The 21,588-nt window shown below is 63.0% G+C and carries 24 protein-coding genes and 1 pseudogene; 15 read left to right on the forward strand and 10 right to left on the reverse strand.

Annotated elements, in window-relative coordinates:
* Nucleotides 1-14 precede the first annotated feature (14 nt).
* Nucleotides 15-287: a DUF3303 domain-containing protein gene (locus tag X757_RS139625; protein ID WP_023727570.1), complete on the forward strand. Its 273-nt coding sequence runs from the start codon at nucleotides 15-17 to the stop codon at nucleotides 285-287.
* Between the two features lie 12 nt (nucleotides 288-299).
* Here X757_RS139625 and X757_RS01000000165350 read toward each other — a convergent pair.
* Nucleotides 300-1,198, reverse strand: a pseudogene (locus tag X757_RS01000000165350) (LysR substrate-binding domain-containing protein).
* 87 nt (nucleotides 1,199-1,285) lie between these two features.
* Between X757_RS01000000165350 and X757_RS139620 the strand changes: the two are divergent.
* On the forward strand, nucleotides 1,286-2,203 hold the full coding sequence (locus tag X757_RS139620) for a fatty acid desaturase family protein (RefSeq protein ID WP_023692868.1): 918 nt from the start codon (nucleotides 1,286-1,288) through the stop codon (nucleotides 2,201-2,203).
* Between the two features lie 12 nt (nucleotides 2,204-2,215).
* On the opposite strand, the gene X757_RS139615 is transcribed toward X757_RS139620, so the two are convergent.
* On the reverse strand, nucleotides 2,216-3,382 hold the full coding sequence (locus X757_RS139615) for an amidohydrolase (protein WP_023727571.1): 1,167 nt from the start codon (nucleotides 3,380-3,382) through the stop codon (nucleotides 2,216-2,218).
* Nucleotides 3,383-3,542: 160 nt separating this feature from the next.
* Here X757_RS139615 and X757_RS139610 point away from each other — a divergent pair, with 160 nt between their 5' ends.
* A complete protein-coding gene (locus X757_RS139610; protein ID WP_050593978.1) occupies nucleotides 3,543-4,322 on the forward strand; it encodes an AraC family transcriptional regulator in 780 nt (259 codons plus the stop codon).
* On the opposite strand, the gene X757_RS139605 is transcribed toward X757_RS139610, so the two are convergent.
* The 3 genes from X757_RS139605 to X757_RS139595 form a co-directional block, all read right to left on the reverse strand.
* On the reverse strand, nucleotides 4,291-6,423 hold the full coding sequence (locus X757_RS139605; protein ID WP_023727573.1) for a bifunctional diguanylate cyclase/phosphodiesterase: 2,133 nt from the start codon (nucleotides 6,421-6,423) through the stop codon (nucleotides 4,291-4,293). The genes X757_RS139610 and X757_RS139605 overlap by 32 nt on opposite strands.
* Nucleotides 6,424-6,490: 67 nt before the next feature.
* The gene (locus tag X757_RS139600; protein ID WP_023727574.1) at nucleotides 6,491-7,129 is read right to left on the reverse strand and encodes an HD family hydrolase; all 639 of its coding nucleotides are present in this window, start codon (nucleotides 7,127-7,129) and stop codon (nucleotides 6,491-6,493) included.
* A complete protein-coding gene (locus X757_RS139595) occupies nucleotides 7,129-7,989 on the reverse strand; it encodes a folate-binding protein YgfZ (protein ID WP_023727575.1) in 861 nt (286 codons plus the stop codon). The genes X757_RS139600 and X757_RS139595 overlap by 1 nt, the downstream gene beginning before the upstream one ends.
* Nucleotides 7,990-8,071: 82 nt before the next feature.
* Between X757_RS139595 and X757_RS139590 the strand changes: the two genes are divergently transcribed.
* From X757_RS139590 to X757_RS139580, 3 genes are all read left to right on the forward strand, one after another.
* On the forward strand, nucleotides 8,072-9,403 hold the full coding sequence (locus X757_RS139590) for a dihydroorotase (protein WP_023727576.1): 1,332 nt from the start codon (nucleotides 8,072-8,074) through the stop codon (nucleotides 9,401-9,403).
* 54 nt (nucleotides 9,404-9,457) lie between these two features.
* A complete protein-coding gene (locus X757_RS139585; protein WP_027049982.1) occupies nucleotides 9,458-9,685 on the forward strand; it encodes a hypothetical protein in 228 nt (75 codons plus the stop codon).
* A 62-nt stretch (nucleotides 9,686-9,747) separates the two neighbouring features.
* Nucleotides 9,748-10,476 (forward strand): nucleotidyl transferase AbiEii/AbiGii toxin family protein, encoded by a 729-nt coding sequence (locus X757_RS139580; protein ID WP_023684480.1) that lies wholly within the window; start codon nucleotides 9,748-9,750, stop codon nucleotides 10,474-10,476.
* A 21-nt stretch (nucleotides 10,477-10,497) separates the two neighbouring features.
* Here X757_RS139580 and X757_RS139575 read toward each other — a convergent pair whose 3' ends face one another.
* The 4 genes from X757_RS139575 to X757_RS0134995 all read right to left on the reverse strand — a co-directional run bounded on the left by X757_RS139575 (nucleotide 10,498) and on the right by X757_RS0134995 (nucleotide 12,846).
* A complete protein-coding gene (locus X757_RS139575; protein WP_023687301.1) occupies nucleotides 10,498-11,301 on the reverse strand; it encodes a hypothetical protein in 804 nt (267 codons plus the stop codon).
* A 106-nt stretch (nucleotides 11,302-11,407) separates the two neighbouring features.
* Nucleotides 11,408-11,665, reverse strand: a complete 258-nt coding sequence (locus X757_RS139570; RefSeq protein ID WP_023673564.1) for a hypothetical protein — start codon at nucleotides 11,663-11,665, stop codon at nucleotides 11,408-11,410.
* 328 nt (nucleotides 11,666-11,993) lie between these two features.
* The gene (locus X757_RS139565) at nucleotides 11,994-12,371 is read right to left on the reverse strand and encodes a TIGR02301 family protein (RefSeq protein WP_023692875.1); all 378 of its coding nucleotides are present in this window, start codon (nucleotides 12,369-12,371) and stop codon (nucleotides 11,994-11,996) included.
* A gap of 67 nt (nucleotides 12,372-12,438) precedes the next feature.
* Nucleotides 12,439-12,846, reverse strand: coding sequence for an NUDIX hydrolase (locus tag X757_RS0134995; protein WP_023698665.1), 408 nt, complete (start codon nucleotides 12,844-12,846; stop codon nucleotides 12,439-12,441).
* 126 nt (nucleotides 12,847-12,972) lie between these two features.
* Between X757_RS0134995 and X757_RS139560 the strand changes: the two genes are divergently transcribed.
* Nucleotides 12,973-13,731 carry an SOS response-associated peptidase gene (locus tag X757_RS139560; protein WP_023727577.1) on the forward strand — a complete coding sequence of 253 codons (759 nt, stop codon included), beginning with the start codon at nucleotides 12,973-12,975 and terminating at the stop codon, nucleotides 13,729-13,731.
* 138 nt (nucleotides 13,732-13,869) lie between these two features.
* Here the strand turns inward: X757_RS139560 and X757_RS1000000167205 are convergent, their stop codons facing one another.
* Nucleotides 13,870-14,025: a hypothetical protein gene (locus X757_RS1000000167205; protein ID WP_023673568.1), complete on the reverse strand. Its 156-nt coding sequence runs from the start codon at nucleotides 14,023-14,025 to the stop codon at nucleotides 13,870-13,872.
* A 390-nt stretch (nucleotides 14,026-14,415) separates the two neighbouring features.
* Between X757_RS1000000167205 and cysS the strand changes: the two genes are divergently transcribed.
* The 8 genes from cysS to rarD all read left to right on the forward strand — a co-directional run bounded on the left by cysS (nucleotide 14,416) and on the right by rarD (nucleotide 21,585).
* On the forward strand, nucleotides 14,416-15,849 hold the full coding sequence (cysS, locus tag X757_RS139555; RefSeq protein ID WP_023727578.1) for a cysteine--tRNA ligase: 1,434 nt from the start codon (nucleotides 14,416-14,418) through the stop codon (nucleotides 15,847-15,849).
* Between the two features lie 123 nt (nucleotides 15,850-15,972).
* A complete protein-coding gene (locus X757_RS139550) occupies nucleotides 15,973-16,377 on the forward strand; it encodes an endonuclease domain-containing protein (protein WP_023684473.1) in 405 nt (134 codons plus the stop codon).
* Entirely contained in the window at nucleotides 16,374-16,760 is a 387-nt protein-coding gene (locus X757_RS139545) for a VOC family protein (RefSeq protein WP_023684472.1), read from the forward strand. The genes X757_RS139550 and X757_RS139545 overlap by 4 nt, the downstream gene beginning before the upstream one ends.
* A gap of 22 nt (nucleotides 16,761-16,782) precedes the next feature.
* On the forward strand, nucleotides 16,783-17,274 hold the full coding sequence (locus X757_RS139540; protein WP_023727579.1) for a GFA family protein: 492 nt from the start codon (nucleotides 16,783-16,785) through the stop codon (nucleotides 17,272-17,274).
* Nucleotides 17,271-17,747, forward strand: a complete 477-nt coding sequence (locus X757_RS139535) for a GFA family protein (protein WP_023684470.1) — start codon at nucleotides 17,271-17,273, stop codon at nucleotides 17,745-17,747. The genes X757_RS139540 and X757_RS139535 overlap by 4 nt, the downstream gene beginning before the upstream one ends.
* Before the next feature lie 8 nt (nucleotides 17,748-17,755).
* Nucleotides 17,756-18,712 (forward strand): prolyl aminopeptidase, encoded by a 957-nt coding sequence (gene pip, locus X757_RS139530; RefSeq protein ID WP_023727580.1) that lies wholly within the window; start codon nucleotides 17,756-17,758, stop codon nucleotides 18,710-18,712.
* Nucleotides 18,713-18,899: 187 nt separating this feature from the next.
* Nucleotides 18,900-20,516 carry a citramalate synthase gene (gene cimA / locus X757_RS139525; protein WP_023727581.1) on the forward strand — a complete coding sequence of 539 codons (1,617 nt, stop codon included), beginning with the start codon at nucleotides 18,900-18,902 and terminating at the stop codon, nucleotides 20,514-20,516.
* A 139-nt stretch (nucleotides 20,517-20,655) separates the two neighbouring features.
* Nucleotides 20,656-21,585 (forward strand): EamA family transporter RarD, encoded by a 930-nt coding sequence (rarD, locus tag X757_RS139520; protein ID WP_023673577.1) that lies wholly within the window; start codon nucleotides 20,656-20,658, stop codon nucleotides 21,583-21,585.
* Nucleotides 21,586-21,588 lie beyond the last annotated feature (3 nt).

The raw sequence follows: 21,588 nt of genomic DNA on the forward strand, positions 1-21,588 counted from the left end.
ACCGAGGGGGAAAAATGCAGTTCATCGTCATCGAGGATTTCACCGGCTGCGACCGCAAGGAGATCTACCGCCGTTTCGGCGAGCGCGGCAGATTGAAGCCGGACGCGCTTGTCGTGCACCACTCCTGGATCGCGGCTGATATGAGCCGCTGCTTCCTGCTGGTCGAGGCCGATGACGTCACTCTGCTGCAGCGCTGGGTCATCGAATGGTCTGACCTGGTGGAGTTCGAGATCATTCCCGTGGCGACGAACAAGGACATGACAGCGGCGCTGGCTGCGCATCTCTGACGCTGCTGACCATCATAGGAGCACCGGCGAACCCACTGACCGCCGGCATTCCTCAATCAGCCAATTGCGAAACGCCGCCACCAGGTCGCGCCTTGCACTGCGTTCCGGGATCGTCAGGCAATATGGCTGACGCAGCGCGATCGATAGGGCATTAGCCCGGACCAAACGGCCCTCTTCCAGCGCCCCGGCGCAATAATGCCTTGCGCCAGCGCCACGCCCAGCCCTGAAATGGCAAGGTCGAGCGCTGCCCGCGACGAGTTCGCCGACAGGCCGCGCTGCACTGTGCGGCCGGGCTCTATGCCCGCCGCCTCGAACCATGTGCGCCAAGACGGAAACGACGCGCCGGTCGGTCCCCAGTCGGTGTGAATCAGTGGCAGGCCGGCGAGGCTGTCGGTTTTGGCGGTGAGTTCTGGCGCGCAGACGGGGTAGACGGCGTCCCTGACGATCTCCTCGCTCGGGTGTTCACGATAGTGCGGGCCGAAGGACAGCCGGATGTCGATCAGTTCGCGGTCGAACGGCACCGGATCGTCATCGCCGCGCAGGGATATGTCGACGGCGCCGTGGCTGGCGACAAAGCCGGCGAGGCGTTCGGAAAGCCAGCCCATCGCCATGGACGGCGGCACCGATACGACAAGCCGCGGGCGGAAGGCATCGCTGCCACGCGCGATGCTGCCGATCTCCCGAAAAGCCAGGGTCAGCCGGGGCAGCATCTCGACGCCGGCTTCCGTCAGCACCACGCGGCGGTTGACGCGATGGAACAGTTTTCGACCCATCTGCTCCTCGACGGTGCGAATGAGCTGGCTGACCGCAGCCGCCGAGATCGAGAGCTCATCCGCCGCTGCGGCGAAACTCCCCGAGCGCGCCGCCGCCTCGAAGGCTTGAAGTCCTCTCAGCGAAGGAAGCGCGGTCATTGGGTGATCCGATAGGTAAGGTCAGCTTATCTGTGTCGCAGAAATCCTCGTCTTTCGAAAGCTTTCTTATTCGAGTAGCTTGGCGCCATGACCGTATCGGCCCAGTTTGAACCCAGAGACCATCGCGACGTCATCGCGTTCCTGACCAATGAGCAGCGCAGCCGCCTGACCGGCAAGTCGGACGGGCCGGGTCTGGTCCAACTCGCCTTCCATCTCGGCGCGATTGTGGCTATCGGCGGGCTGATTGCGGCCAAGGTGTCGTACTGGCCGCTGTTGATGTTGCCGCAAGGCATTCTTATCGTCTTCCTGTTCACGCTGCTGCATGAGACGGTGCACAGGACGGCGTTCGAGACGCAGTGGCTCAACGATGCCGCCGCAAGGGTCTGCAGCCTGGCGATCGCGCTGCCCGCCGACTGGTTTCGCTATTTCCACTTCGCCCATCACCGTTTCACCCAGGATCCCGAGAACGATCCGGAACTCGCCTTCCCGAAACCGGAGACGATGCGGCAATACATCGTCCACGTCTCGGGCCTGCCGGTGTGGTGGGGGCATTTGCAGACACTCTACACCAACGCGATTGGCGGCTGCCACGACAGCTACGTGCCGCCGAAAGGCCTGCCCAAGGTGCGCACTGAAGCCCGCGCCATGATCGCTTTCTATGTCGTGGTCGCCGCGCTAGCCCTGTGGTTCGAGGCAAGTGTACTGCTCTATGTCTGGATCGTGCCGGCGCTGCTCGGCCAGCCCTTCCTCAGGCTCTATCTGCTGGCCGAGCATGGCCGCTGCCCGCTTGTCGCCAACATGCTGGAAAACACCCGCACCACGCTGACCAACTGGCTGGTGCGCAAAGTCGCCTGGAACATGCCGTATCACGCCGAGCACCACGCCTATCCCGGCGTGCCCTTCCATCAGCTGCCGGCCTTCCACCAGCTGATCGAGCGCCATCTCAAAGTCGTCGAACCCGGCTATGTCAGCTTCCACGAGAAATACGTCGAGACCTTGCGCTGAGGCGCTCGGCCGTCAGCGTAGCGTCTGCTCAACGAGCGTGACGAAATAGCGGAGCACGGTGGGGACGATGGCGTCGTTGAAGACATAGCGATCGCCGTGCAGCCCTTCGCCCAGTCTGACCGCTCCTGCGCCGACCCAGGCATAGCAGCCGCCGGCTTCGCGGACCATGTAGGCAAAATCCTCGCAGCCGAGGCTCGGGTTGAATGCGGTCTCGACCTGCTCGCGGCCGACAACCGCGGTTGCCGCCTGGACGGCCCGGTCAGTGGCAGCCGACGTGTTGACCAGCGGCGGGTAGCCTTTCTTGTAGGCGAGCTTGGCGGTGAGTGCATGCGCCGAGGCAGTGCCTTGCGCGATGTCGCCGATCAGCCTTTCGCAATGGTCCGACAAAGTGGGCTCGAAGAAGCGGCAGGTTCCCTGCAGCCAGACCTTGCCCGGCACGATGTTGCCGACATTGCCGCCATGGATCTGGGTGATCGAAACGACCAGCGCCATTTGCGGGTCGACCGAACGGCTGACGATGCGCTGCACGGCTTGAACGAAGGCGCCGGCCGCGAGCACGGGATCGTCGCCTAGCTGCGGCATGGCGGCATGCGCGCCGGTCCCCTCAAAGTTCAGTTCGAAAGTGTCGACGGCCGCCATCATCGACCCGGCACGGGCCGCGATCTTTCCGAGCGGCAGCCCCGGCCAGTTGTGGACGGCGTAGACGGCTTCCACGGGGAAGCGCTCGAACAGTCCGTCCTCGATCATCCGCATGGCGCCGCCTTCATTTTCTTCCGCCGGCTGGAAGATGAAACAGACGGTGCCGTCGAAGGCTCTGTTGTCGGCGAGCAGCTTGGCGGCGCCGAGCAGCATCGCGGTGTGCCCGTCGTGGCCGCAGGCATGCATCACGCCGTCTTTTTTCGACGCGTAGGACAGTCCGGTCTTTTCCAGCACGGGCAAGGCATCGAGTTCGGCCCGAAGCCCGATGGCGCGCACGCCTGGCTGTCCCCTGAGAACGCCGACGACGCCGGTGCCGCCTATGCCTTCATGAACCTCGTCGAGCCCGAAGGTGCGCAGCTTGTCGGCAACGAAGCGCGCGGTCTCATACTCCTGGAAACCGAGTTCGGGGTTGGCGTGGATGTGATGCCGCCATTCCACCACCTGCGGGGTTAGGGCGGCGATGGGGTCGTTGTGCAGCATTGCGCTCTCCTTGCCGGCTATCGTAAATTCGGCCTTGTCGATGCCAGCACGTAGAGGATTTGCGCCGGCGGCGTCTTGAACAGGATTGACCGTGTCTGGAATTCAACAGCCTCAGGAGACGACGCAGTTCTGGCGTCATCCGCGCTTTCGCGATCTTGGCATGCTCAAGGCGCGCTTCACGCGGCATCGCTACCAGCTGCACACGCACCCCACCTATGTCGTCGCCCTGATCACGCAAGGGTGCGAGCGTGTCCGCATCGGCAACGAGACTGTCCTCGCGCCGTCGGGCACGGTTCTGCTCGTCAATCCGGAGATATGGCATGACGGCGAGGCGGGCGCCGACCAGGGCTGGGCTTACCGCACCTTCTATCCCTCGGCCTCGCTCGTGGGTGCGATCGCGGACGAACTCGGGCAGGATCGCCCGCCGTTGTTTTCACAAGCGATCGTAGATGATGCCGATCTCGTCCAGGCAGTAGGCGTCGCGCACTTGGCTTCGACATTGGGTGATGCCACGAGCGCCGAAACATCCATGCTGATCGCCTTGCGCAAGCTCATCCTGCGCCATGGCGATTGGGGCGGCCGGCGGCGCGAGGCGGTCGAAAGCTTCGGATCGAAAAGCCGGCTCCGGGTCTATGAACAGGTCATCGAAGACCATCTGAACTCGGGCCTCGATTTGCAGCGGCTCGCTGAAGCCGCAGGCGTGACGCGCTTTCAAGTTATCCGCGATTTCAGGAAAGTGCTGGGTCTCACCCCTGCTGCCTTCATCCGTGACCGCAGGCTGCGCCGTGCCGATCTGCTGATCCGGCAAGGTTCAGATCTCGCCGGTGCCGCCTTTGCGGCCGGCTTCTCCGACCAAAGCCATCTCTCGCGCACCTTCCGCGCCGCGCATGGAATGACGCCGGGGATGTTCAGGCGCGCCGGGACGCTGCCCTCGTCTTGAGAAGTCGAGCCATGTCGGCGGCCTTTGACGGCATGCCGATCAGAAAGCCCTGCGCCTCGACGCAGCTAGCCTTGCGCAATATGTCGAGCTGCGCTTCGGTCTCGACGCCTTCGGCGGTGACGGTGATGCCAAGTTCGGCACCAAGCCCGATGATCGTGCGCACGATCGCCGCCGTGTCCTTGTTGTCGATATCGTGGATGAAGGAGCGGTCGATCTTGATCTTGTCGACGGGAAAACGCCTGAGATAGCCGAGCGACGAATAGCCGGTGCCGAAATCGTCGAGCGCGATGCGGATACCGAGTTCGCGCAGCTGCCTCAGCGTCTTCAGCACCGTCTCGCTCTCATCCATCAGCACGGTCTCGGTGATTTCCAGTTCGAGCCGGCTGGCCGGCACACCGGAAACGGCCAGCGCCGAAATCACGCTGCGGGCAAAGTCGGCGCTTCTGATCTGCACTGCCGAGACATTGACGGCGATGCGCATTCCAGGCGGCCAGCCGGCGGCCACACTGCAGGCCTGTTTCAGCGCCCATTCGCCCAGCGGAATGATCAGCCCGCTGTCTTCGGCGGCTGCGATGAAATTGTCGGGCGCCACCAGGCCGCGCGTCGGTGAATTCCACCGCATCAACGATTCGGCGCCGACGATCTTGCCCGACGCGATGTTGGTGATCGGCTGGAACTCCAGCACGAACTCCCGCCGTTTCAGTGCCGTCTCGAGATCGGTTTCGAGCGCCAGGCGCGCCCGCACCAAGGCATCCATGCCGGGCTCGAAAAAGCGGTAGACGTTGCGGCCTTCGCTCTTGCCGCTGTAAAGCGCCATGTCGGCGTTCTTCAAAAGCGTGTCGGCGTCCTTGCCGTCACCGGGATACAGCGCGATGCCAAGGCTGATGCCGACATGCATGTCGCGGCCCTTGTCGCGAAACGGCTGGCTGACGACAGCGACGATGCGTTTTGCCAGTTGTTCCGCATCGGTGGCGCCTTTGGGATTGAACTGCAGGATGGCGAACTCGTCGCCACCGAGGCGGGCGACCACATCGGTGTCGCTGCGCAGGCTGTGCCGCAACCGCTCCGCCACGCATTTCAGCAGCCAGTCACCGGCCGGGTGTCCCCAGGTGTCGTTAACGGCCTTGAAGCGATCGAGGTCGAGCGAGAAGATCGCCAACGGTGTATCGCCGGCCATCGCCTGGTCGAGCCGTTCGCGAAACATCGAGCGGTTGGGCAGGTCGGTCAGCGTGTCGTAATGGGCAAGGTGGCTCATGCGCTCTTCGGCGCGCCGGCGCTCGGTGATGTCTTCGAAGGTCGCCACCCAGCCGCCACCGGTAAGCGGCCGGCGCGCAACCAGCAGCGTTCGGCCATCGGCAAGGCTGCGGTCGGTCGAACGCTCCTCACCGGCCTGCAGGCTGGCTCTGGTGTTGGCGATCTCGCCGTCGATGTCCATCGACGGATAGATGCGCAGTCGCACCATCTGTTCGAGCAGGGCGCGCTGGCTCATGCCGAGCGGGAAGTCGTCAGGCGTGACCTTGTAGAGGTCGAGGAAGCGCTGGTTGCGCACGATCAGCGTGCCTTCGGCGTCGTACATCAACAGGCCTTGCGACATGTTGGCGAGCGCCGCATCGAAGCGGCGGTGCTGCTCCTTCAGTTCCTGCTCGGCCCGCCTTTGCTCCGTAATGTCCTCATAGATCGACACCCAGCCGCCTGAGGCCAGCGGCCGGTGCGTGATGGAAACGATGCGTCCGTCCGACAGTATTTCCTCGTAGGTCGAGGCTTGCGCGCGCTCGATATAGGGCTTGCGGATGGCATACAGGTCTTCGGCGCTCTGTGAGGCGACACCGATGTCGACGCTGTGCTTTAGAATGTCCAGGAACGCGATGCCGGGCCGCACGATCTTCGCGTCGAGGGAGAAGATGCTGATATAGTTGCCGTTGCAGATGATCATCCGCTCGTCGGCGTCGAACATGCACAGCCCGTGCGACATATTCTCGACGGCCGCCGAAAAGCGCTCGTTCTGGTGGCGCAGTTCGTCGGCGATCTGCCGTGGCGCGGCGACGCTTCCGGCTCCCCGTCTGCGGACGGGCGAACCACCCTTGACGTGCGCAACGGACATGAGGCGTGCCTGCTGACCGTGATCGAAACCCGGTACTGTGGTTACCGCTGGTTAATTTAGCGTATGTTCACTGCGCCGAATGCACGGCAACCGTTGCCTGGCGTTGCTTTTCAAGCGTTGCGTAGCGTTTTAGGAAGGCAGCTTGCGCCGAGGTCACCGAGTGCGGCTTAAAGTCGAAGCGGTCGGCATTGAAGCCGCGCGGCCGGCCGAAGAACTCGGTTGCTTCCGCGGTGGAGAAACCGGCAAGCAGCGTCGCCTCGTAATAGGCCGCGATCTGGTCGGCGCGCTTGATCTCCTTGCGCAAGCCGACGCCGAGTTCGGGCGGCAGCGAAAAGCGCTGATGGATGGCGCGCTGGAGGCGCAGCTCGCACTCCTTGTAGGAGCCGCCCATCACCGATTTGAACGGCGAGATCATATCGCCGATGACATATTCCGGCGCGTCATGCAGCAGTGCTGCCAGCCGCGCATTGGCCGACGCGCCCGGCTGCAACTCGCTGAACAGCGCCTCGACCAGCAGCGAATGCTGGGCGACCGAAAAGGCGTGATCGCCGCGGGTCTGGCCGTTCCAGCGGGCGACTCGGGCAAGCCCGTGGGCGATGTCGGAGATTTCGATGTCGAGCGGCGAGGGGTCGAGCAGGTCGAGCCGCCGTCCCGACAGCATGCGCTGCCACGCGCGGGGTGGCGCTCCGACGCGATCGGCAGCCATCAGGCGTCCTCCGCGCCGATGGCTTCCCTGGGAAAGCTGAACTTCGCCCAGGACGGGATGGCGAGTGAGACGGTGACATCACCGGCCAGTACCGGCTGGCCAGCGTCGAGCGCCGCCTTGACCCGGTCGATGCGGGCAATGGCGAGGCCGGCCGTGCCCGCGGTCGAGCCGAGCGTGCCGACCGGCCGCCCCGCAACCGTCAGCTCCGTGCCGGGCGCGGGTAAGGCGCGGTCGGCCGAAACGATCAGCACGCGGCGCCTGGCGGTGCCGCGATGCTGCATGCGCGAGACCACTTCCTGGCCGACATAGCAGCCTTTCTTGAAGCCGACGCCGCCGGTCTCGTCGAGCAGCACGTCGTGAGGGAAGGCATCGCCGAGCTGATAATCGGAACCGCTTTCGGCAATGCCTTTGGCGATGCGGAGCGCCTTCCACGCAGCCGGGTCGCCACCTGCGGATGCGCCGCCATAGAAACGGCTCACAACCACATCGCGGAAGCGGGCATCGGCAAGTGTCGTTGAATCAGAAGGTGAGGCGCTTGAATCATCGCCCCACGCAACCGTCACAAGCACTTGATCCTGCTTCGCGATCTCGGCCTTGGCGCGCAGCTTGTAAAGCATCAGCCGGCGCAGGAAGTCGTCTGCGACGTCGGCACGGCAATCCAGCCGGAATCCGTCCTCGCCGCTACGCGAGATCAGGAAATCAAACAGGATCTTGCCTTGCGGCGAAAGCAGCGCACCGGGTTTTGCCGCACCGGCGCCCAGCGTGTCGAGGTCGGTGGTGAGGATGTTCTGCAAAAAATGCTCGGCATCCGGGCCTGACACAGAAATGAGAGCGCGGTCTTTGAGCAGGGCAAAAGGCATGGGCGGCAAAGAACCTGATCTTGCAAAACGGTCGGCCTTTACGTAAGCCGACGATACTCCCCCCGCAAGAGACCGAACGCCCATGGCCACCACCTACGACCTCATCCTGACAGGCGGCACGGTGGTCAACCATGATGGCGAGGGCGCGCGCGATGTCGGCGTCAAGGGTGGTCGCATCGTCGCAATGGGCGATCTTCGCCAAGCTTCGGCCGGCGAAGCGATCGACTGTCGCGGGCTGCACGTCCTGCCCGGCGTCGTTGACAGCCAGGTGCATTTTCGCGAGCCGGGGCTGGAGCACAAGGAAGATCTCGAGAGTGGATCTCGCGCCGCTGTTCTGGGCGGGGTCACCGCCGTCTTCGAAATGCCCAACACCAATCCGCTGACCACCAGCGAGGCGGCGCTTGCCGACAAGGTGCGCCGCGCCACCAGCCGGATGCATTGCGACTTCGCCTTCTGGGTTGGCGGCACGCGCGAGAATGCCGATGATGTCGGTGAGCTCGAGCGGCTGCCCGGTGCTGCCGGGATAAAGGTGTTCATGGGCTCGTCCACCGGCGATCTGCTGGTCGAGGACGACGAGGGTGTCGCATCGATCCTGCGCAACACCCGCCGCCGTGCCGCCTTTCACTCGGAGGACGAGTTCCGGCTGCGCGAGCGCCTGGGCCTGCGCGTCGAGGGCGACCCGTCATCGCATCCCGTCTGGCGCGACGAGATCGCGGCCTTGCGCTGCACCGAGCGGCTGGTGCGCATCGCGCGCAGCACCCGCGCCCGCATCCATGTCCTGCACATCTCCACTGCCGAAGAGATCGTGTTCCTCGAACAGCACAAGGATGTCGCCACCTGCGAGGCGACGCCGCACCATTTGACGCTCACCGCCGACGACTATGCGCGGCTGGGCACGCTGATCCAGATGAATCCGCCGGTTCGCGCGGCCCGCCATCGCGACGGCGTCTGGCACGGCATTGCGCAAGGCATCGTCGATGTGCTCGGCTCCGACCACGCCCCCCACACGCTGGCCGAAAAGGCAAAGCCCTATCCGGCCTCACCGTCGGGGATGACCGGGGTGCAGACGCTGGTGCCGATCATGCTCGACCACGTCAATTCAGGCCGGCTGACCCTGCAGCGCTTCGTCGACCTCTCCAGCCATGGCCCACAGCGCATCTTCGGCATGGCCCGGAAAGGCCGTATCGCCGCAGGCTATGACGCCGATTTCACCATTGTCGACCTCCAGCGGCGCGAGACCATCACCAATGCGCAAGCCGGCTCCAAGGCCGGCTGGACGCCCTATGACGGCAAGGAAGTCACCGGCTGGCCGATCGGCACCATCGTGCGCGGTCGTCGCGTGATGTGGGAAGGCGAGATCGTCACGCCCGGGCAGGGCAGGCCGGTAGAGTTTTCCGAGGCGCTGCCGGCTTAGCGGTTTCTTGCTGCGTTGGATTTTTTAAGCGCTATCCACTACGTTAAGGGCATTATGAACGCAGATATCGCGCCCATGATTGTCCCTGCGGAGTTTCCGGAGCTCCAGGCGCTCGCCTGGAACCGCGATGCGGCACGCCCGATTCCGGCCGAAGAGGCATTTGCGCTGTATGAGCGTAATTGGCGGTTTGTCGATCAAAAGCGTCTTACTGTGCGTGAGAAGATGCTTATCCAAAGTTTGGCAGACAAATTCGGTCACGGCGTGCTCTTGACCGCCGGCTGATTTCCCTCACCTGATCGTTCCTCGCAGCCGGAATATCAACAGGACACACCGCGAGCGTCATGATGGAATTCAAGAGGCCCGAGCACCAGATCATTGCCGAAGCGCTCGGATTGATGGATCGCCATTTCCTGACCGCAAACCAGTGCTGGTTCGGCGGTGGCACTGCGATCGTTATGAAATTCGGGGAATATCGCCGCTCACTGGATGTGGACTTCCTGTGTGCGGACAGTGATGGCTATCGCGAATTGCGGACCTCCGCAGCCGAACGTGGCGTCAGAGCATTCTTTCCTGAGCCGGTCGAGGCTGTTCGGGACTTCCAGATCGATCAATATGGCTTGCGGACGATCGTGCGGTTGAAAGGCCAAACGATCAAGTTTGAAGTCATCCGCGAAGGCCGCATAAAACTGCGAGGCCATTTCGACGACGATCTGAATGTATCCGCCCTGGTCCCGGCGGATATGTTTGCCGAGAAGTTGCTGGCGAACGCGGATCGATGTCAGGACCGTGCAATTGCATATCGCGATGCCATCGATCTTGGAGTGCTGGTTGGCATCTATAAGGAAATCCCGAGCGACGCTGTTGGCAAGGCGAAGGCGGCCTATGGCGTGGATATCGAGCGCAAGGTGGCTTGGGTGGTAAACAGGCTGCGGGACAAGGAAGAATTGCGGCATGCCGCCGAGGTGCTGCAAATGGATCCCAACGCGGCGGTCGAAGCGATTTCGGCCCTTCGAAATGAAGGTATCCGCATATGGCCTGACACAGGCCTCGAGCTTTCTAGCCCTAGCCAGTAGCCATCCCAGGGGAATCGCCGTTCAATCCCCGGCGACGAAGAATGTCCACTGCCCGGCCGGCGTGATGCCGACGCGGTAGAAGATGTAGGCGCCGAACTGCTTCATGTCGTCATAGTCGCCGGCGGTGACGATCTTGAACAGTTCGACCCGCTGCCTGGCGTTGAGCTTGTCCAGCGGCAGGGCGAAGAAATATGGCCAGACATAGAGTTCCTGCGGTGTGCCGACGTCTACATGGACATAGCCGGCATTGAGCACCTCTTCCAGGATAGCGAGGATTTCCTGACCTTCCTTGTCGCCCGATAGCCCTTTCAGGAAGGCGATCGGGTCGCCCTCGATTTCGCCCAGCGACAATTGGGTCATGGTGTCGCCCTTGCCGATCAGCGGCCGCAGCTTCTCGATGTCGCCGCTTACGCAGGCCTCGACCATCAGATCGCGCATGCGCCTGACGGGCTCGGGCAATTTGGAAAGGTCATAGACGACTTCGGGCACCGGCGCTTCTGGATCGGCACGCGGGTTGGCCACGCCGCCATCGTTGGCGGGGGCTTCCGGTTGGCTTTGTTCGGGCTCCGTGGGCGATTTCGGCTGGCTAGCGGCCGGTGGCGCCGTGCCGGGCAGATCGGGCATTGGCACTGAATTTTCCGACGGCGCCGTCTCACCATTGGCTGGTGGCCCGGCAGGAGCTGGAAGCTCCTCGCGCTTGATCTCGCTCAGCGCATAGGCAGGGTTGCTGGTCAGGACAAGCGCCAGCGGAACCGCGGCGCAAGAGGCGGCAAGCCAGATGCTGAGGACCACGCCGCGAGGCCGGCCTGACATCGAAAAATTCACCGCTTGCCTCTCCTTGGGCCTAGGCTGTTCAGGCATGATGCCCAAACGGCGCGCCGTCGTCAAAGAACCGGTAAGCTGGCGATGCACCCTCTGAGACGCGCGACGCCTAGTGCCGAAACCGCTCCGGCTCGAAGGCGCCGGCGATCACCTTTTCACGCATGCGATCGAGCAGGGCAAGGGCCGAGGTTTCGCCATTGGCTCGCAGCATCTCGCCGAACGCGGTTTCAAGCGCTGCCTCGGCGATGATTTCAGGTTCTATGCCGGCCGACAGACCTTCCGCCCAGGCCTCGCTATGGCTTTCCACCGCGGTCAGGCGCTTTTCTTCCCTGACCAGCGCGTCGATGTCGTTGACGCCATGTTCCATTTGCGATGTCCACCTTTTCAAGCGGCGGTCCGACGGGTCGGATCCGGCTTGGGCTGCCCCTATCTCACGCAGGCTAAGTAAGTATCTGTAAATACGACATTTTTTTGATCGTCTTTACAAACTTCGTCGCCTGCGTTCGGTCCGATTCAAACTTAGCCGATTAGACCGGTGAGCGGGATGAAAACCTTCAGTTTGAGTTAATTCCGCATTCGCGCGCTAACGTTTCGTTAATACTGTTGCGCAAGTGCAACACCAAGATTGCATCAACGTGCCGTGGATACAAGGCGGGTGCTCGAAAAGGCGTTCGCTAAACGCCGTCTGGCGCTCGTCAGTTGCCGTAACGCGAGGCGATGTCGCGCGACAGCGTCTCGCCTTCCTTCATGTAGCGGCTGATGGCTTCGGTCGCTGACGGCGTGCATTGGGTATAGGTGCCGCCGAAGGAACGGTAACCGCGGTTGAAGCTGGCGATGAAGCGGGCACGCCGCTCCGGATCGGGATTTTCCGAATCGATCAGCTTTTCCATCTCGGTGCGCCACTGGTCGCCCTTTTCGCCGCACAGATTGCGCAGGAAATGCAGCGACCCCAGCACCTCGGCCAGTCGCATCAGCCCGGGCTCGAACGGCGACTCGGCGGCCAGCGCCGGCTGCACGGCAAAAGCCGTGGCGGTGGCGATGCATGCGGCAAGGAACAGCGAGGTGCGGGTCATAAGTCTATCTGACGAAACATTTTGTCGCCTGCAAGGCGATTCTCGGAGCGGCAGATATGGGCCTGCTTCAGGCCAAAAGCTCTTCAGCCACCTCCATGACGTCACCCGCGAGCGGCAGCGTCGCCATTTCATCAAGACTATAGAAGGCGGCGGTCTCGGCATCGTCGCTGGCCGTCGCTTCGCCGCCGGCATAAACGGCGCCGAACACGGTCAGCAGATAGTCGACCGGGTGATTCTCGCCGCTGCCGTCGATGTGGATGTCGCGAAGCGGACGATAGTCCTGCGCCCGCAGCCCGGTTTCCTCCAGCAATTCGCGCACTGCTGCTTCTTGCAGCGTCTCTCCGGGCTCGACCTTGCCGCCGGGAAAGGCATAAAGCCCCTGCGACGGCGGCCGCGCCCGCTTGACCAGCAGCACCGTCCTGCCGCGCACGACGGCGACCGAGACTGCGGGAAGTGTCTTGCGCTGCTCGTTCATCGATCTCGTTTTCGCCTATGTGAGGCCAGACCCTTGTGGACCGGCCGGCGGCATTGAGCTTTAGCGGTTGCGCAACGCCGGTTCCATCGCCACTTTCGCGATCGGATCATTTCATCGAGCTTTCCCATGTGCGGACGCTTTGCCCTGACGGCCACGCCGGACCAGACCGCCGCCTTGCTCGGCCTGGCGGAGCTGGAGGATTTTCCGGCCCGCTACAACATCGCGCCGACGCAGCCGGTGCTGATGGCGCTGTCGGGGCCGCCGCGCATGCCGGGCTCGAATTTCCCGGATCGCCAGGCGATGCTGGTGCGCTGGGGGCTGATCCCCACCTGGGTCAAGGACACCAGGGAATTTCCGCTGCTCATCAACGCGCGTTCGGAAGGCGCTATTGAAAAAGCCTCGTTCAAAGCTGCCATGCGCCATCGCCGTGCCTTGGTGCCGGCCTCCGGCTTCTATGAGTGGCAGCAATCCGGCAGCGGCAAGAAGGGCCAGCCCTACTGGATACGGCCGAGGCATGGCGGGGTGATCGCCTTTGCCGGGCTGATCGAAACCTATGCCGAGCCGGGCGGTTCGGAAATGGACACCGGCGCCATTCTTACCGTCAACGCCAATGCCGGCTTCGCCCATATCCATGACCGGATGCCGGTGGTGATCGCGCCTGAAGATTTTGCCCGCTGGCTGGACTGCCGCACGCTCGAACCGCGCGATGTGGCCGACCTGCTCAAGCCCGCGCTGCCCGAGTTCTTCGAGGCAATTCCGGTCTCCGACCTCGTCAACAAGGTCGCCAACATCGGGCCGGAGATACAGGACATGGGCATCGTCGAGCCCGGCAAGGTCAGGCGCCAGAAGCCCGGCGCGGACGACAGTCAGATGACGCTGTTTTAGAGCGCGCTCCCAAGAAGCCAGGTCCGGTCTTCGGGAAGAACCTGCTCAATAGGAAGAGCTGTTGTTTTCAGGCGCGCTATGGGCGCCTCAGCCTTCCGTTCCGGCGCACGCCTTGTCGGCGGCCGGCACGATGCCTGTTCAGGCAGCGCGGGGCGAAGTGATTTTCGGCGCCGGCTTTTTATTCTTCGCGGTATGGAGAAGGGCGGCGACGATCGCGGCCGGGCCGATCGCACGGTAGTGGTTGGCGAGCGCCGGTTGCTTGGCGCGGCTCGATTCCTGCTTGGTTCGTGACATCGATCTCTTCCCTGGTAACATTTCCGTGTCTGCATTTGCCGGCCGAATCTGACCGAATCGTGACCTATGGTGGACTAGCCGGCGAATGTTTCATGACTGTGCCGACATGTTTAATAAAATGTTTCAGCGGCTCCTGACCTATGATCCAGCGACGCTTTTGCCGGAAGTTGCGACTTGACGGCAACACCGGCCAAGGCGATAAAGCCGCCGATGAAAACGTTTTCCGCCATTTGTGGCATTTGCATTATTGGCTAGCTTCGCGCTGGTCCGGACGTTTTCGCCTCACCTTTCCCCAGAGTGGACAAACGCCCCGGCCAGCAGGCTGGAGCCCGATTTGTGCCTTGGCACAGGTAGGCTCCATCCAGAACTTAACGGACCGGAAGGGCACGCATGTCTGACGCATCGAAGGGTCTCAGCCTCTACAACACGCTAACGCGGACGAAGGACGTGTTCGTCCCGATCGACCCGTCGAATGTGCGCATGTATGTCTGCGGTCCGACCGTCTACGACTTTGCCCATATCGGCAATGCGCGTCCGGCGATCGTCTTCGACGTGCTGTTCCGTTTGCTGCGTCACCTCTATGGCGAGGCTGGTGTCACGTATGTGCGCAACATCACGGATGTCGACGACAAGATAAACGCCCGCGCGCTGCGCGATTTCGGCGCCGAGATCGCGTCGGGAAGCCTGACGCTCAACGAGGCGATCCGCCGCGTTACCGAAAAAACCGCCGACCAGTACCACAAGGATGTCGCCGCACTCGGCTGCTTGCCGCCGACGGTCGAGCCGCGCGCCACCGAGTTCGTCGCGCGCCGCGCCGACGGCAAGGTTGACATGATCACCCTCATCGAACGTTTGATCGAACGCGGCCACGCCTATGTCGCCGCCGGCGAAGTGCTGTTCGACACCGCCTCGATGCCGGATTATGGCGAGCTGTCGAAGCGCAATCTCGACGAACAGCAGGCCGGTGCGCGAATTGCCGTCGACGCTCACAAGAAGAACCCGGGCGATTTCGTGCTGTGGAAATTGTCGTCACCGGAAGAGCCGGGCTGGGCCAGCCCATGGGGCAGGGGCCGGCCGGGCTGGCACATCGAATGCTCGGCCATGTCGGCCGCCTATCTCGGCGATGTCTTCGACATCCATGGCGGCGGCCTCGATTTGATCTTCCCGCACCATGAGAACGAGATCGCCCAGTCGCGTTGCGCCCACGGCACCGACGTCATGGCCAATGTCTGGATGCACAACGGCTTCCTGCAGGTCGAGGGCCAGAAAATGTCGAAGAGCGTCGGCAATTTCTACGCGATCGCCGAACTGCTGGAGACCGAGACCTTCGGCGGCCGCAAATGGCCGGGCGAGGTGCTGCGTCTGGCGATGCTGATGACGCATTACCGCGAGCCGATCGACTTTTCCGTACGCAAGCTGGAAGAGGCCGAGAATACGCTGCGCAAATGGAAGCGCGCCGCCGATCTCGCCCCGTCGGCAGGGCAAGTTCCGGCGGAGGTTGTAGCGGCGCTGTCTGACGACCTCGCCACCTATGCCGCCTTCCAGCAGCTCACGCAGCTTGCCGGTGAGGCCGCGGAGGGCAACGAAGCGGCCGCATCGCTGAAGGCATCGCTGTTGTTCCTCGGCTTCGATATAGGCGCGGCCAAGGTCGACCAGGTTGCGGTCGCCAAGGCGATCGCCAAGCGCTTGGAACTGATCGCAGCGAAAAACTGGGCCGAAGCCGATCGCATCCGCGATGAGCTTCTGGCGCAGGGCGTGCAACTGAAAGACGGCAAGGATCCTATCACTGGCGAACGCGTGACGACGTGGGAGGTAAAGCGGTGAGGGTGGCGCGAGACACCGTTGTAAGATTGGCGAAGGCCGGAGCGACAGCCAATCTCCCCCGCAAGGGGGGAGATCAGCCCTCGCCTCGGTTTTCGCTAATCGCCAGCGCGGAGTGGCCTGAGCATGGGTCACGACCTCGTTCCATCGCGTCAGCGCAAGAATGCAAAGTCCATGCGTCGCGTCATGACCGATGCCGAGCTGAAACTGTGGAATGAGTTGCGGGCTCACCGGCTGATGGGGATGAGCTTTCGCCGACAGGTACCGATTAGGCCCTACATTGTCGACTTCGCCTGTTCGGCCCACCACCTCGTAGTCGAGGTTGATGGCAGTCAGCATGCCGACGTAGAAGATGCAGAACGCGACAAGGCACGCAGCGCTCAATTGAGTGCCAGTGGCTGGACCATCCTGCGCTTCTGGAACGACGACGTCATCCGCGATATCGACAATGTCTGCCAGCACATCGTGATCGAGGCCGGCTTGGCCGGCGCCGACGTGCCGGCGCCAGCAAGGGAGGAGCTTGTTTCATGATCGACCATCTCGGCATCAATGTCGCCGATTTCGGCGCGTCGAAAGCCTTTTATGACCAGGCGATGGCGCCGCTTGGCGCCTCGCTGATTTACATGGTGCCACTGGAATATACCGGCGGCGCCAAGGTCGGCGGTTATGGCCGCGACCGGCCGGTGTTCTGGCTGCAGGCCAGCGATGACAAGCCGAGGACCCATCAGCACGTCGCCTTCACCGCGCGCAGCCGCGCCGAGGTCGACGCCTTCCATGCCGCGGCGCTCGCCGCCGGCGGCAAGGACAATGGCGGGCCGGGGCTGCGCCCGCATTATCACCCGGACTATTACGGCGCCTTCGTCTTGGATCCCGACGGCAACAATGTCGAGGCCGTCTGCCATGCGCCCGAATGACTATGAAACGGAGTGAAACGCCATGAGCCTCGACAACCGGCCGATCTACACCGGCGGCTGCCAGTGCGGCGCGGTGCGCTTTCGCGTCGAGGGTGCGCTAGGTGACGCCTCGATCTGCCATTGCCGCATGTGCCAGAAGGCGTTCGGCTCATTTTACGCGCCCCTGGTCTCGGTGCGTGGCGCCAAACTCGACTGGACGCGCGGCGAACCGAAATATTTCGCCTCGTCCAGCCACGTCGATCGTGGCTTTTGCGGCAATTGCGGCACGCCGCTGACCTTTACCGCGCCCGACGGCGTCGGCCTTGCCATTGGCGCCTTCGACAATCCGGCCGAAATCGTGCCGCTGATCCAGTGGGGCACCGAGGCAAAACTGCCTTATGTCGACACCCTTCCGCAATTGCCGGGCGAGGACACGATGGCCGACATGTCGTCGGCGCCTTATCTTGCCGAGCTTGTCTCCTACCAGCATCCCGATCATGACACCGAACAATGGCCGCCAGAGGAAAAGTTATGACCGATGAAGTTCGAACCGGCGGCTGCCAGTGCGGCGCCGTCCGTTTCCGCATCAAGGGCAAGCTTGGCCGGGCGTCCATCTGCCATTGCCGCATGTGCCAGAAACAGTTCGGGTCGTTTTTCGGCGCCCTGGTGACAGTGCCCAAGGATGGCGTCGAATGGGTGCGCGAGGAGCCGACCTACTTCCAGTCGTCGGTCAACATCGATCGCGGCTTCTGTGCCCGCTGCGGTACACCGCTGACCTATCGCCAACCTGGCGCACTGGAGATCGCCATCGGCGCCTTCGACGACCGCTCCGATCTGGCGCCGCAGATCCAGGTCAACTACGCGGTCCGATTGCCTTGGGTGGAAACGATCTTTGACCAGCCCGTGCATCAGGATCCGGATTTCTACTCCCGCCAGGAGCAGATCATCTCGTTCCAGCATCCCGACCACGAAACCACGGACTGGCCCGCGCACGGCCTGAAGATATGAGCAATGAAATGAACAGTGAACTTCGTACTCTTTATCCAGAGATCGATGCGTTCGAGTCCGGCATGCTCGATGTCGGCGACGGCCATCATATCTACTGGGAGCGCTCCGGAACCAGGGGCGCCAAGCCGGCCGTTTTCCTGCATGGCGGTCCCGGCGGCGGCTTCTCGCCAAAACATCGGCAATTGTTCGACCCGAAGCTTTACGACGTCATCCTGTTCGACCAGCGCGGCTGCGGGAAATCGACACCCAACGCCTCGCTCGAGGCCAACACCACCTGGCACCTGGTTGCCGACATCGAGCGGCTGCGTGAGATGTGCGGCTTCGAAAAATGGCTGGTGTTCGGCGGCTCGTGGGGCTCGACGCTGGCGCTGGCCTATGCCGAGACGCATCCTAATCGCGTCAGCGAGCTTGTCGTGCGCGGCATCTACACGCTGACCCGCGCCGAACTCGAATGGTACTATCAGTTCGGCGTCTCCGAGATGTTCCCCGACAAATGGGAGCGTTTCCTGGCGCCAATTCCTGAAGCCGAGCGCGGCGACATGATGGCCGCTTACCGCAGGCGGTTGGTCGGCGCCGATGGCAAGGCGCAGCTGGAAGCCGCCCTTGCCTGGAGCCTGTGGGAAGGTGAGACGATCACGCTGCTACCGGAGCCGGAGACCAGCGACAAGTTCGGCGAAGACGACTTCGCCATCGCCTTTGCCCGCATCGAGAACCACTATTTCGTCCACGCCGGCTGGCTGGAGGAGGGGCAGCTTCTGCGCGATGCCCATAAGCTCGCGGATATTCCCGGCACAATCGTCCACGGCCGCTACGACATGCCGTGCCCGGCGCGCTATGCCTGGGCCCTGCACAAGGCCTGGCCGAAGGCGGATTTCCACCTCATCGAAGGCGCCGGCCATTCCTATTCGGAGCCGGGGATTCTGGATCGGCTGATACGCGCGACGGATGGGTTTGCGGGGAAATGACAGCGCGTGGCACCCCCCTCTGTCCTGCCGGACATCTCCCCCTCAAGGGGGGAGATTCGCTGTCATCGGCGCTTTCGCAAATCTTCATCGCTGCAGGAAACGATCCGACGCTAAAGCTGCCGATCTTCCCCATTGAGGGGGAGATGGCCGGCAGGCCAGAGGGGGGTGCTCGCGCGCCAACAGAACAATGACCAAACAACGCCTCTATCTCTTCGACACAACCCTCCGCGATGGCCAGCAGACGCCGGGCATCGACTTTTCCGTCGAGGACAAGATCGCGATTGCCAAGCTGCTCGATGAGTTCGGCATGGACTATGTCGAAGGCGGCTATCCCGGCGCCAATCCGACCGACACCGCCTTCTTCCAGCAGAAGCGCACGGCGAAGGCAAAGTTCGTCGCCTTCGGCATGACCAAGCGGGCAGGCGTGTCGGCATCCAACGACCCGGGCCTGGCAGCGCTCGTGCAGTCCAAGTCCGACGCCATCTGCTTCGTCGCCAAGAGCTGGGACTATCATGTCCGCGTCGCGCTCGGCTGCACCAATGAGGAAAACCTCGACTCGATCAACGCGTCGGTCGAAGCAGCTGTTGCCGCCGGCAAGGAAGCGATGGTCGATTGCGAGCATTTCTTCGACGGCTTCAAGGCCAATCCGGACTACGCACTGGCCTGCGCCAGGACCGCCTATGATGCCGGCGCGCGCTGGGTGGTGTTGTGCGACACCAATGGTGGCACGCAGCCCTCGGAAGTGCGCGCCATCGTCGACAAGGTCATTGTTTCAGGTATTCCGGGCGGCCATCTCGGCATCCATGCCCATGACGACACCGGCCAAGCGGTGGCCAATTCGCTCGCCGCCGTCGAGGCCGGCGTGCGCCAGATCCAAGGCACGCTGAACGGCATCGGCGAGCGCTGCGGCAACGCCAATCTGGTCTCGATCGTACCGACGCTGGCGCTGAAGCCGGCCTTCGCCGATCGGTTTGAAACCGGCATCTCGGCCGAGGCGCTGACCGGGATATCCCGGCTTTCCCGCGCCTTCGACGAATTGCTGAACCGTGCTCCGGAAGCGCAGGCGCCCTATGTTGGCGCCTCGGCCTTCGCCACCAAGGCCGGCATCCATGCCTCCGCACTGGCCAAGGAGCCGGCGACCTATGAACATGTGCCGCCCGAGGCGGTAGGCAACCGCCGCCGCGTTATGGTTTCGGACCAGGGCGGCAAGGCCAATTTCCTCGCCGAGCTGAAGCGGCGCGGCATCGATGTGCCCAGAGACGACCATCGTCTCGATGCGCTGATCTCGGTGGTCAAGAAGCGCGAGGCCGAGGGCTACGCCTATGAGGGCGCCGATGCCTCCTTCGAGCTGTTGGCGCGCAAAATGCTGCACGGCCTGCCGGAGTTCTTCAACGTCACTTCGTTCCGCTGCATGGTCGAGCGCCGCTTCGATGCCAACGGCCAGTTGAAGACGGTCTCCGAAGCCATCGTCAAGGTGATGGTCGAGGGCGAGGAGAAGATGTCGGTGGCCGAAGGCCACGGCCCGGTCAACGCGCTCGACATCGCGTTGCGCAAGGACCTCGGCAAATTCCAGAGCGAGATCGCCGACATGGAGCTCGCCGATTTCAAGGTGCGTATCCTCAATGGCGGCACCGAGGCGATCACTCGCGTCCTGATCGAATCGCATGACGGCACCGGCGCACGCTGGTGGACGGTCGGCGTGTCGGAAAACATAATCGACGCCTCCTTCCAGGCGCTGATGGATTCGATCGTCTACAAGCTGATGAAGAACCGCGACATGGCGGGATTGGTGGCGGCGGAGTAGGGTTGCAAGACGTGGGTTTCCTCGCCCCCCGAAGTGGGGCGAGGAACTGGCGCCGCCCCTTGAGCCATCAGCGGAAGTCCATTGATCCATCATAATTTTGCGATGGTTTTGGATGGCCCACTGGGCCATAGCGTTTGCCATGGCCAGCGACACGATCCAGCCCGACGCCGACTCCAAAGCCCGCAGCGGCTTTCTCCTCGCGCTCGGCGCTTATCTGCTATGGGGCCTGTTGCCCTTCTACATGAAGGCGGTTGCGCATCTGCCGCTGATCGAGGTGATCGCCCACCGCATCGTCTGGTCGGTGCCGATTGCTGCTGCAGTGCTGGTCTGGGCCGGCCGCACAGCCGATTTCAAGGCGGCGATCCGCTCGCCCCGCAGCATCGCCATGGCGGCGCTGACGGCGACCCTGATCTCCGTCAACTGGGCCATCTATGTCTGGGCGATCTCGGTCGACCGCACCGTCGAGACCGCGCTCGGATACTACATCAACCCATTAGTTAGCATCGTCGTCGGCGCGTTGTTGCTCGGCGAGAAGCTCGACCGGCTGCAGATCGCGGCCGTGTTGCTGGCGGCGGTCGCAGTTGCCGTTCTGACCGTCGATGCCGGCAAATTGCCTTGGGTGTCGTTGGCGCTGGCGTTTTCCTTCGCTGCCTATGGGTTCTTCCGCAAGACGCTGCCGATCGGCCCGAGCCAGGGCTTTCTGCTCGAAGTCCTTTTGCTGTCGGTGCCGGCGCTTGCCTACATCGTCTTCCTGGTCGTCAACGGCCAGGACCATTTCATCTCCAGCAACGGCACCGATATGGCTTTGCTCATCGGCTGCGGCCCAGTCACCTCGGTGCCGCTGCTTCTGTTCGCCTTCGGCGCCAAGCTTCTGCGCCTCTCCACCATCGGCATCATGCAGTACATCGCACCGACCATGGTGTTCCTGATCGCCGTGCTGATTTTCGACGAGCCGTTCGGCACCACGCAAGCAATTGCCTTCGCGCTGATCTGGGCGGCATTGGCGATGTATTCCTGGTCGATGTTTCGTGGCCGTGAAATCCGCCCGGTGGCGTTGGCCCCGAAGTAGGGA

This window comes from Mesorhizobium sp. LSHC412B00 (genome assembly GCF_000503035.1).
GTDB lineage: Bacteria > Pseudomonadota > Alphaproteobacteria > Rhizobiales > Rhizobiaceae > Mesorhizobium.

What these genes read in the sequence shown, in the direction of transcription:
- X757_RS139625 (WP_023727570.1), top strand. Translation starts at nt 15, where the DNA reads ATGCAGTTCATCGTCATCGAGGATTTCACCGGCTGCGACCGCAAGGAG.
- X757_RS139620 (WP_023692868.1), top strand. Translation starts at nt 1,286, where the DNA reads ATGACCGTATCGGCCCAGTTTGAACCCAGAGACCATCGCGACGTCATC.
- X757_RS139615 (WP_023727571.1), bottom strand. Translation starts at nt 3,382, where the DNA reads ATGCTGCACAACGACCCCATCGCCGCCCTAACCCCGCAGGTGGTGGAA.
- X757_RS139610 (WP_050593978.1), top strand. Translation starts at nt 3,543, where the DNA reads ATGCTCAAGGCGCGCTTCACGCGGCATCGCTACCAGCTGCACACGCAC.
- X757_RS139605 (WP_023727573.1), bottom strand. Translation starts at nt 6,423, where the DNA reads ATGTCCGTTGCGCACGTCAAGGGTGGTTCGCCCGTCCGCAGACGGGGA.
- X757_RS139600 (WP_023727574.1), bottom strand. Translation starts at nt 7,129, where the DNA reads ATGGCTGCCGATCGCGTCGGAGCGCCACCCCGCGCGTGGCAGCGCATG.
- X757_RS139595 (WP_023727575.1), bottom strand. Translation starts at nt 7,989, where the DNA reads ATGCCTTTTGCCCTGCTCAAAGACCGCGCTCTCATTTCTGTGTCAGGC.
- X757_RS139590 (WP_023727576.1), top strand. Translation starts at nt 8,072, where the DNA reads ATGGCCACCACCTACGACCTCATCCTGACAGGCGGCACGGTGGTCAAC.
- X757_RS139585 (WP_027049982.1), top strand. Translation starts at nt 9,458, where the DNA reads ATGAACGCAGATATCGCGCCCATGATTGTCCCTGCGGAGTTTCCGGAG.
- X757_RS139580 (WP_023684480.1), top strand. Translation starts at nt 9,748, where the DNA reads ATGGAATTCAAGAGGCCCGAGCACCAGATCATTGCCGAAGCGCTCGGA.
- X757_RS139570 (WP_023673564.1), bottom strand. Translation starts at nt 11,665, where the DNA reads ATGGAACATGGCGTCAACGACATCGACGCGCTGGTCAGGGAAGAAAAG.
- X757_RS139565 (WP_023692875.1), bottom strand. Translation starts at nt 12,371, where the DNA reads ATGACCCGCACCTCGCTGTTCCTTGCCGCATGCATCGCCACCGCCACG.
- X757_RS0134995 (WP_023698665.1), bottom strand. Translation starts at nt 12,846, where the DNA reads ATGAACGAGCAGCGCAAGACACTTCCCGCAGTCTCGGTCGCCGTCGTG.
- X757_RS139560 (WP_023727577.1), top strand. Translation starts at nt 12,973, where the DNA reads ATGTGCGGACGCTTTGCCCTGACGGCCACGCCGGACCAGACCGCCGCC.
- X757_RS1000000167205 (WP_023673568.1), bottom strand. Translation starts at nt 14,025, where the DNA reads ATGTCACGAACCAAGCAGGAATCGAGCCGCGCCAAGCAACCGGCGCTC.
- cysS (WP_023727578.1), top strand. Translation starts at nt 14,416, where the DNA reads ATGTCTGACGCATCGAAGGGTCTCAGCCTCTACAACACGCTAACGCGG.
- X757_RS139550 (WP_023684473.1), top strand. Translation starts at nt 15,973, where the DNA reads ATGGGTCACGACCTCGTTCCATCGCGTCAGCGCAAGAATGCAAAGTCC.
- X757_RS139545 (WP_023684472.1), top strand. Translation starts at nt 16,374, where the DNA reads ATGATCGACCATCTCGGCATCAATGTCGCCGATTTCGGCGCGTCGAAA.
- X757_RS139540 (WP_023727579.1), top strand. Translation starts at nt 16,783, where the DNA reads ATGAGCCTCGACAACCGGCCGATCTACACCGGCGGCTGCCAGTGCGGC.
- X757_RS139535 (WP_023684470.1), top strand. Translation starts at nt 17,271, where the DNA reads ATGACCGATGAAGTTCGAACCGGCGGCTGCCAGTGCGGCGCCGTCCGT.
- pip (WP_023727580.1), top strand. Translation starts at nt 17,756, where the DNA reads ATGAACAGTGAACTTCGTACTCTTTATCCAGAGATCGATGCGTTCGAG.
- cimA (WP_023727581.1), top strand. Translation starts at nt 18,900, where the DNA reads ATGACCAAACAACGCCTCTATCTCTTCGACACAACCCTCCGCGATGGC.
- rarD (WP_023673577.1), top strand. Translation starts at nt 20,656, where the DNA reads ATGGCCAGCGACACGATCCAGCCCGACGCCGACTCCAAAGCCCGCAGC.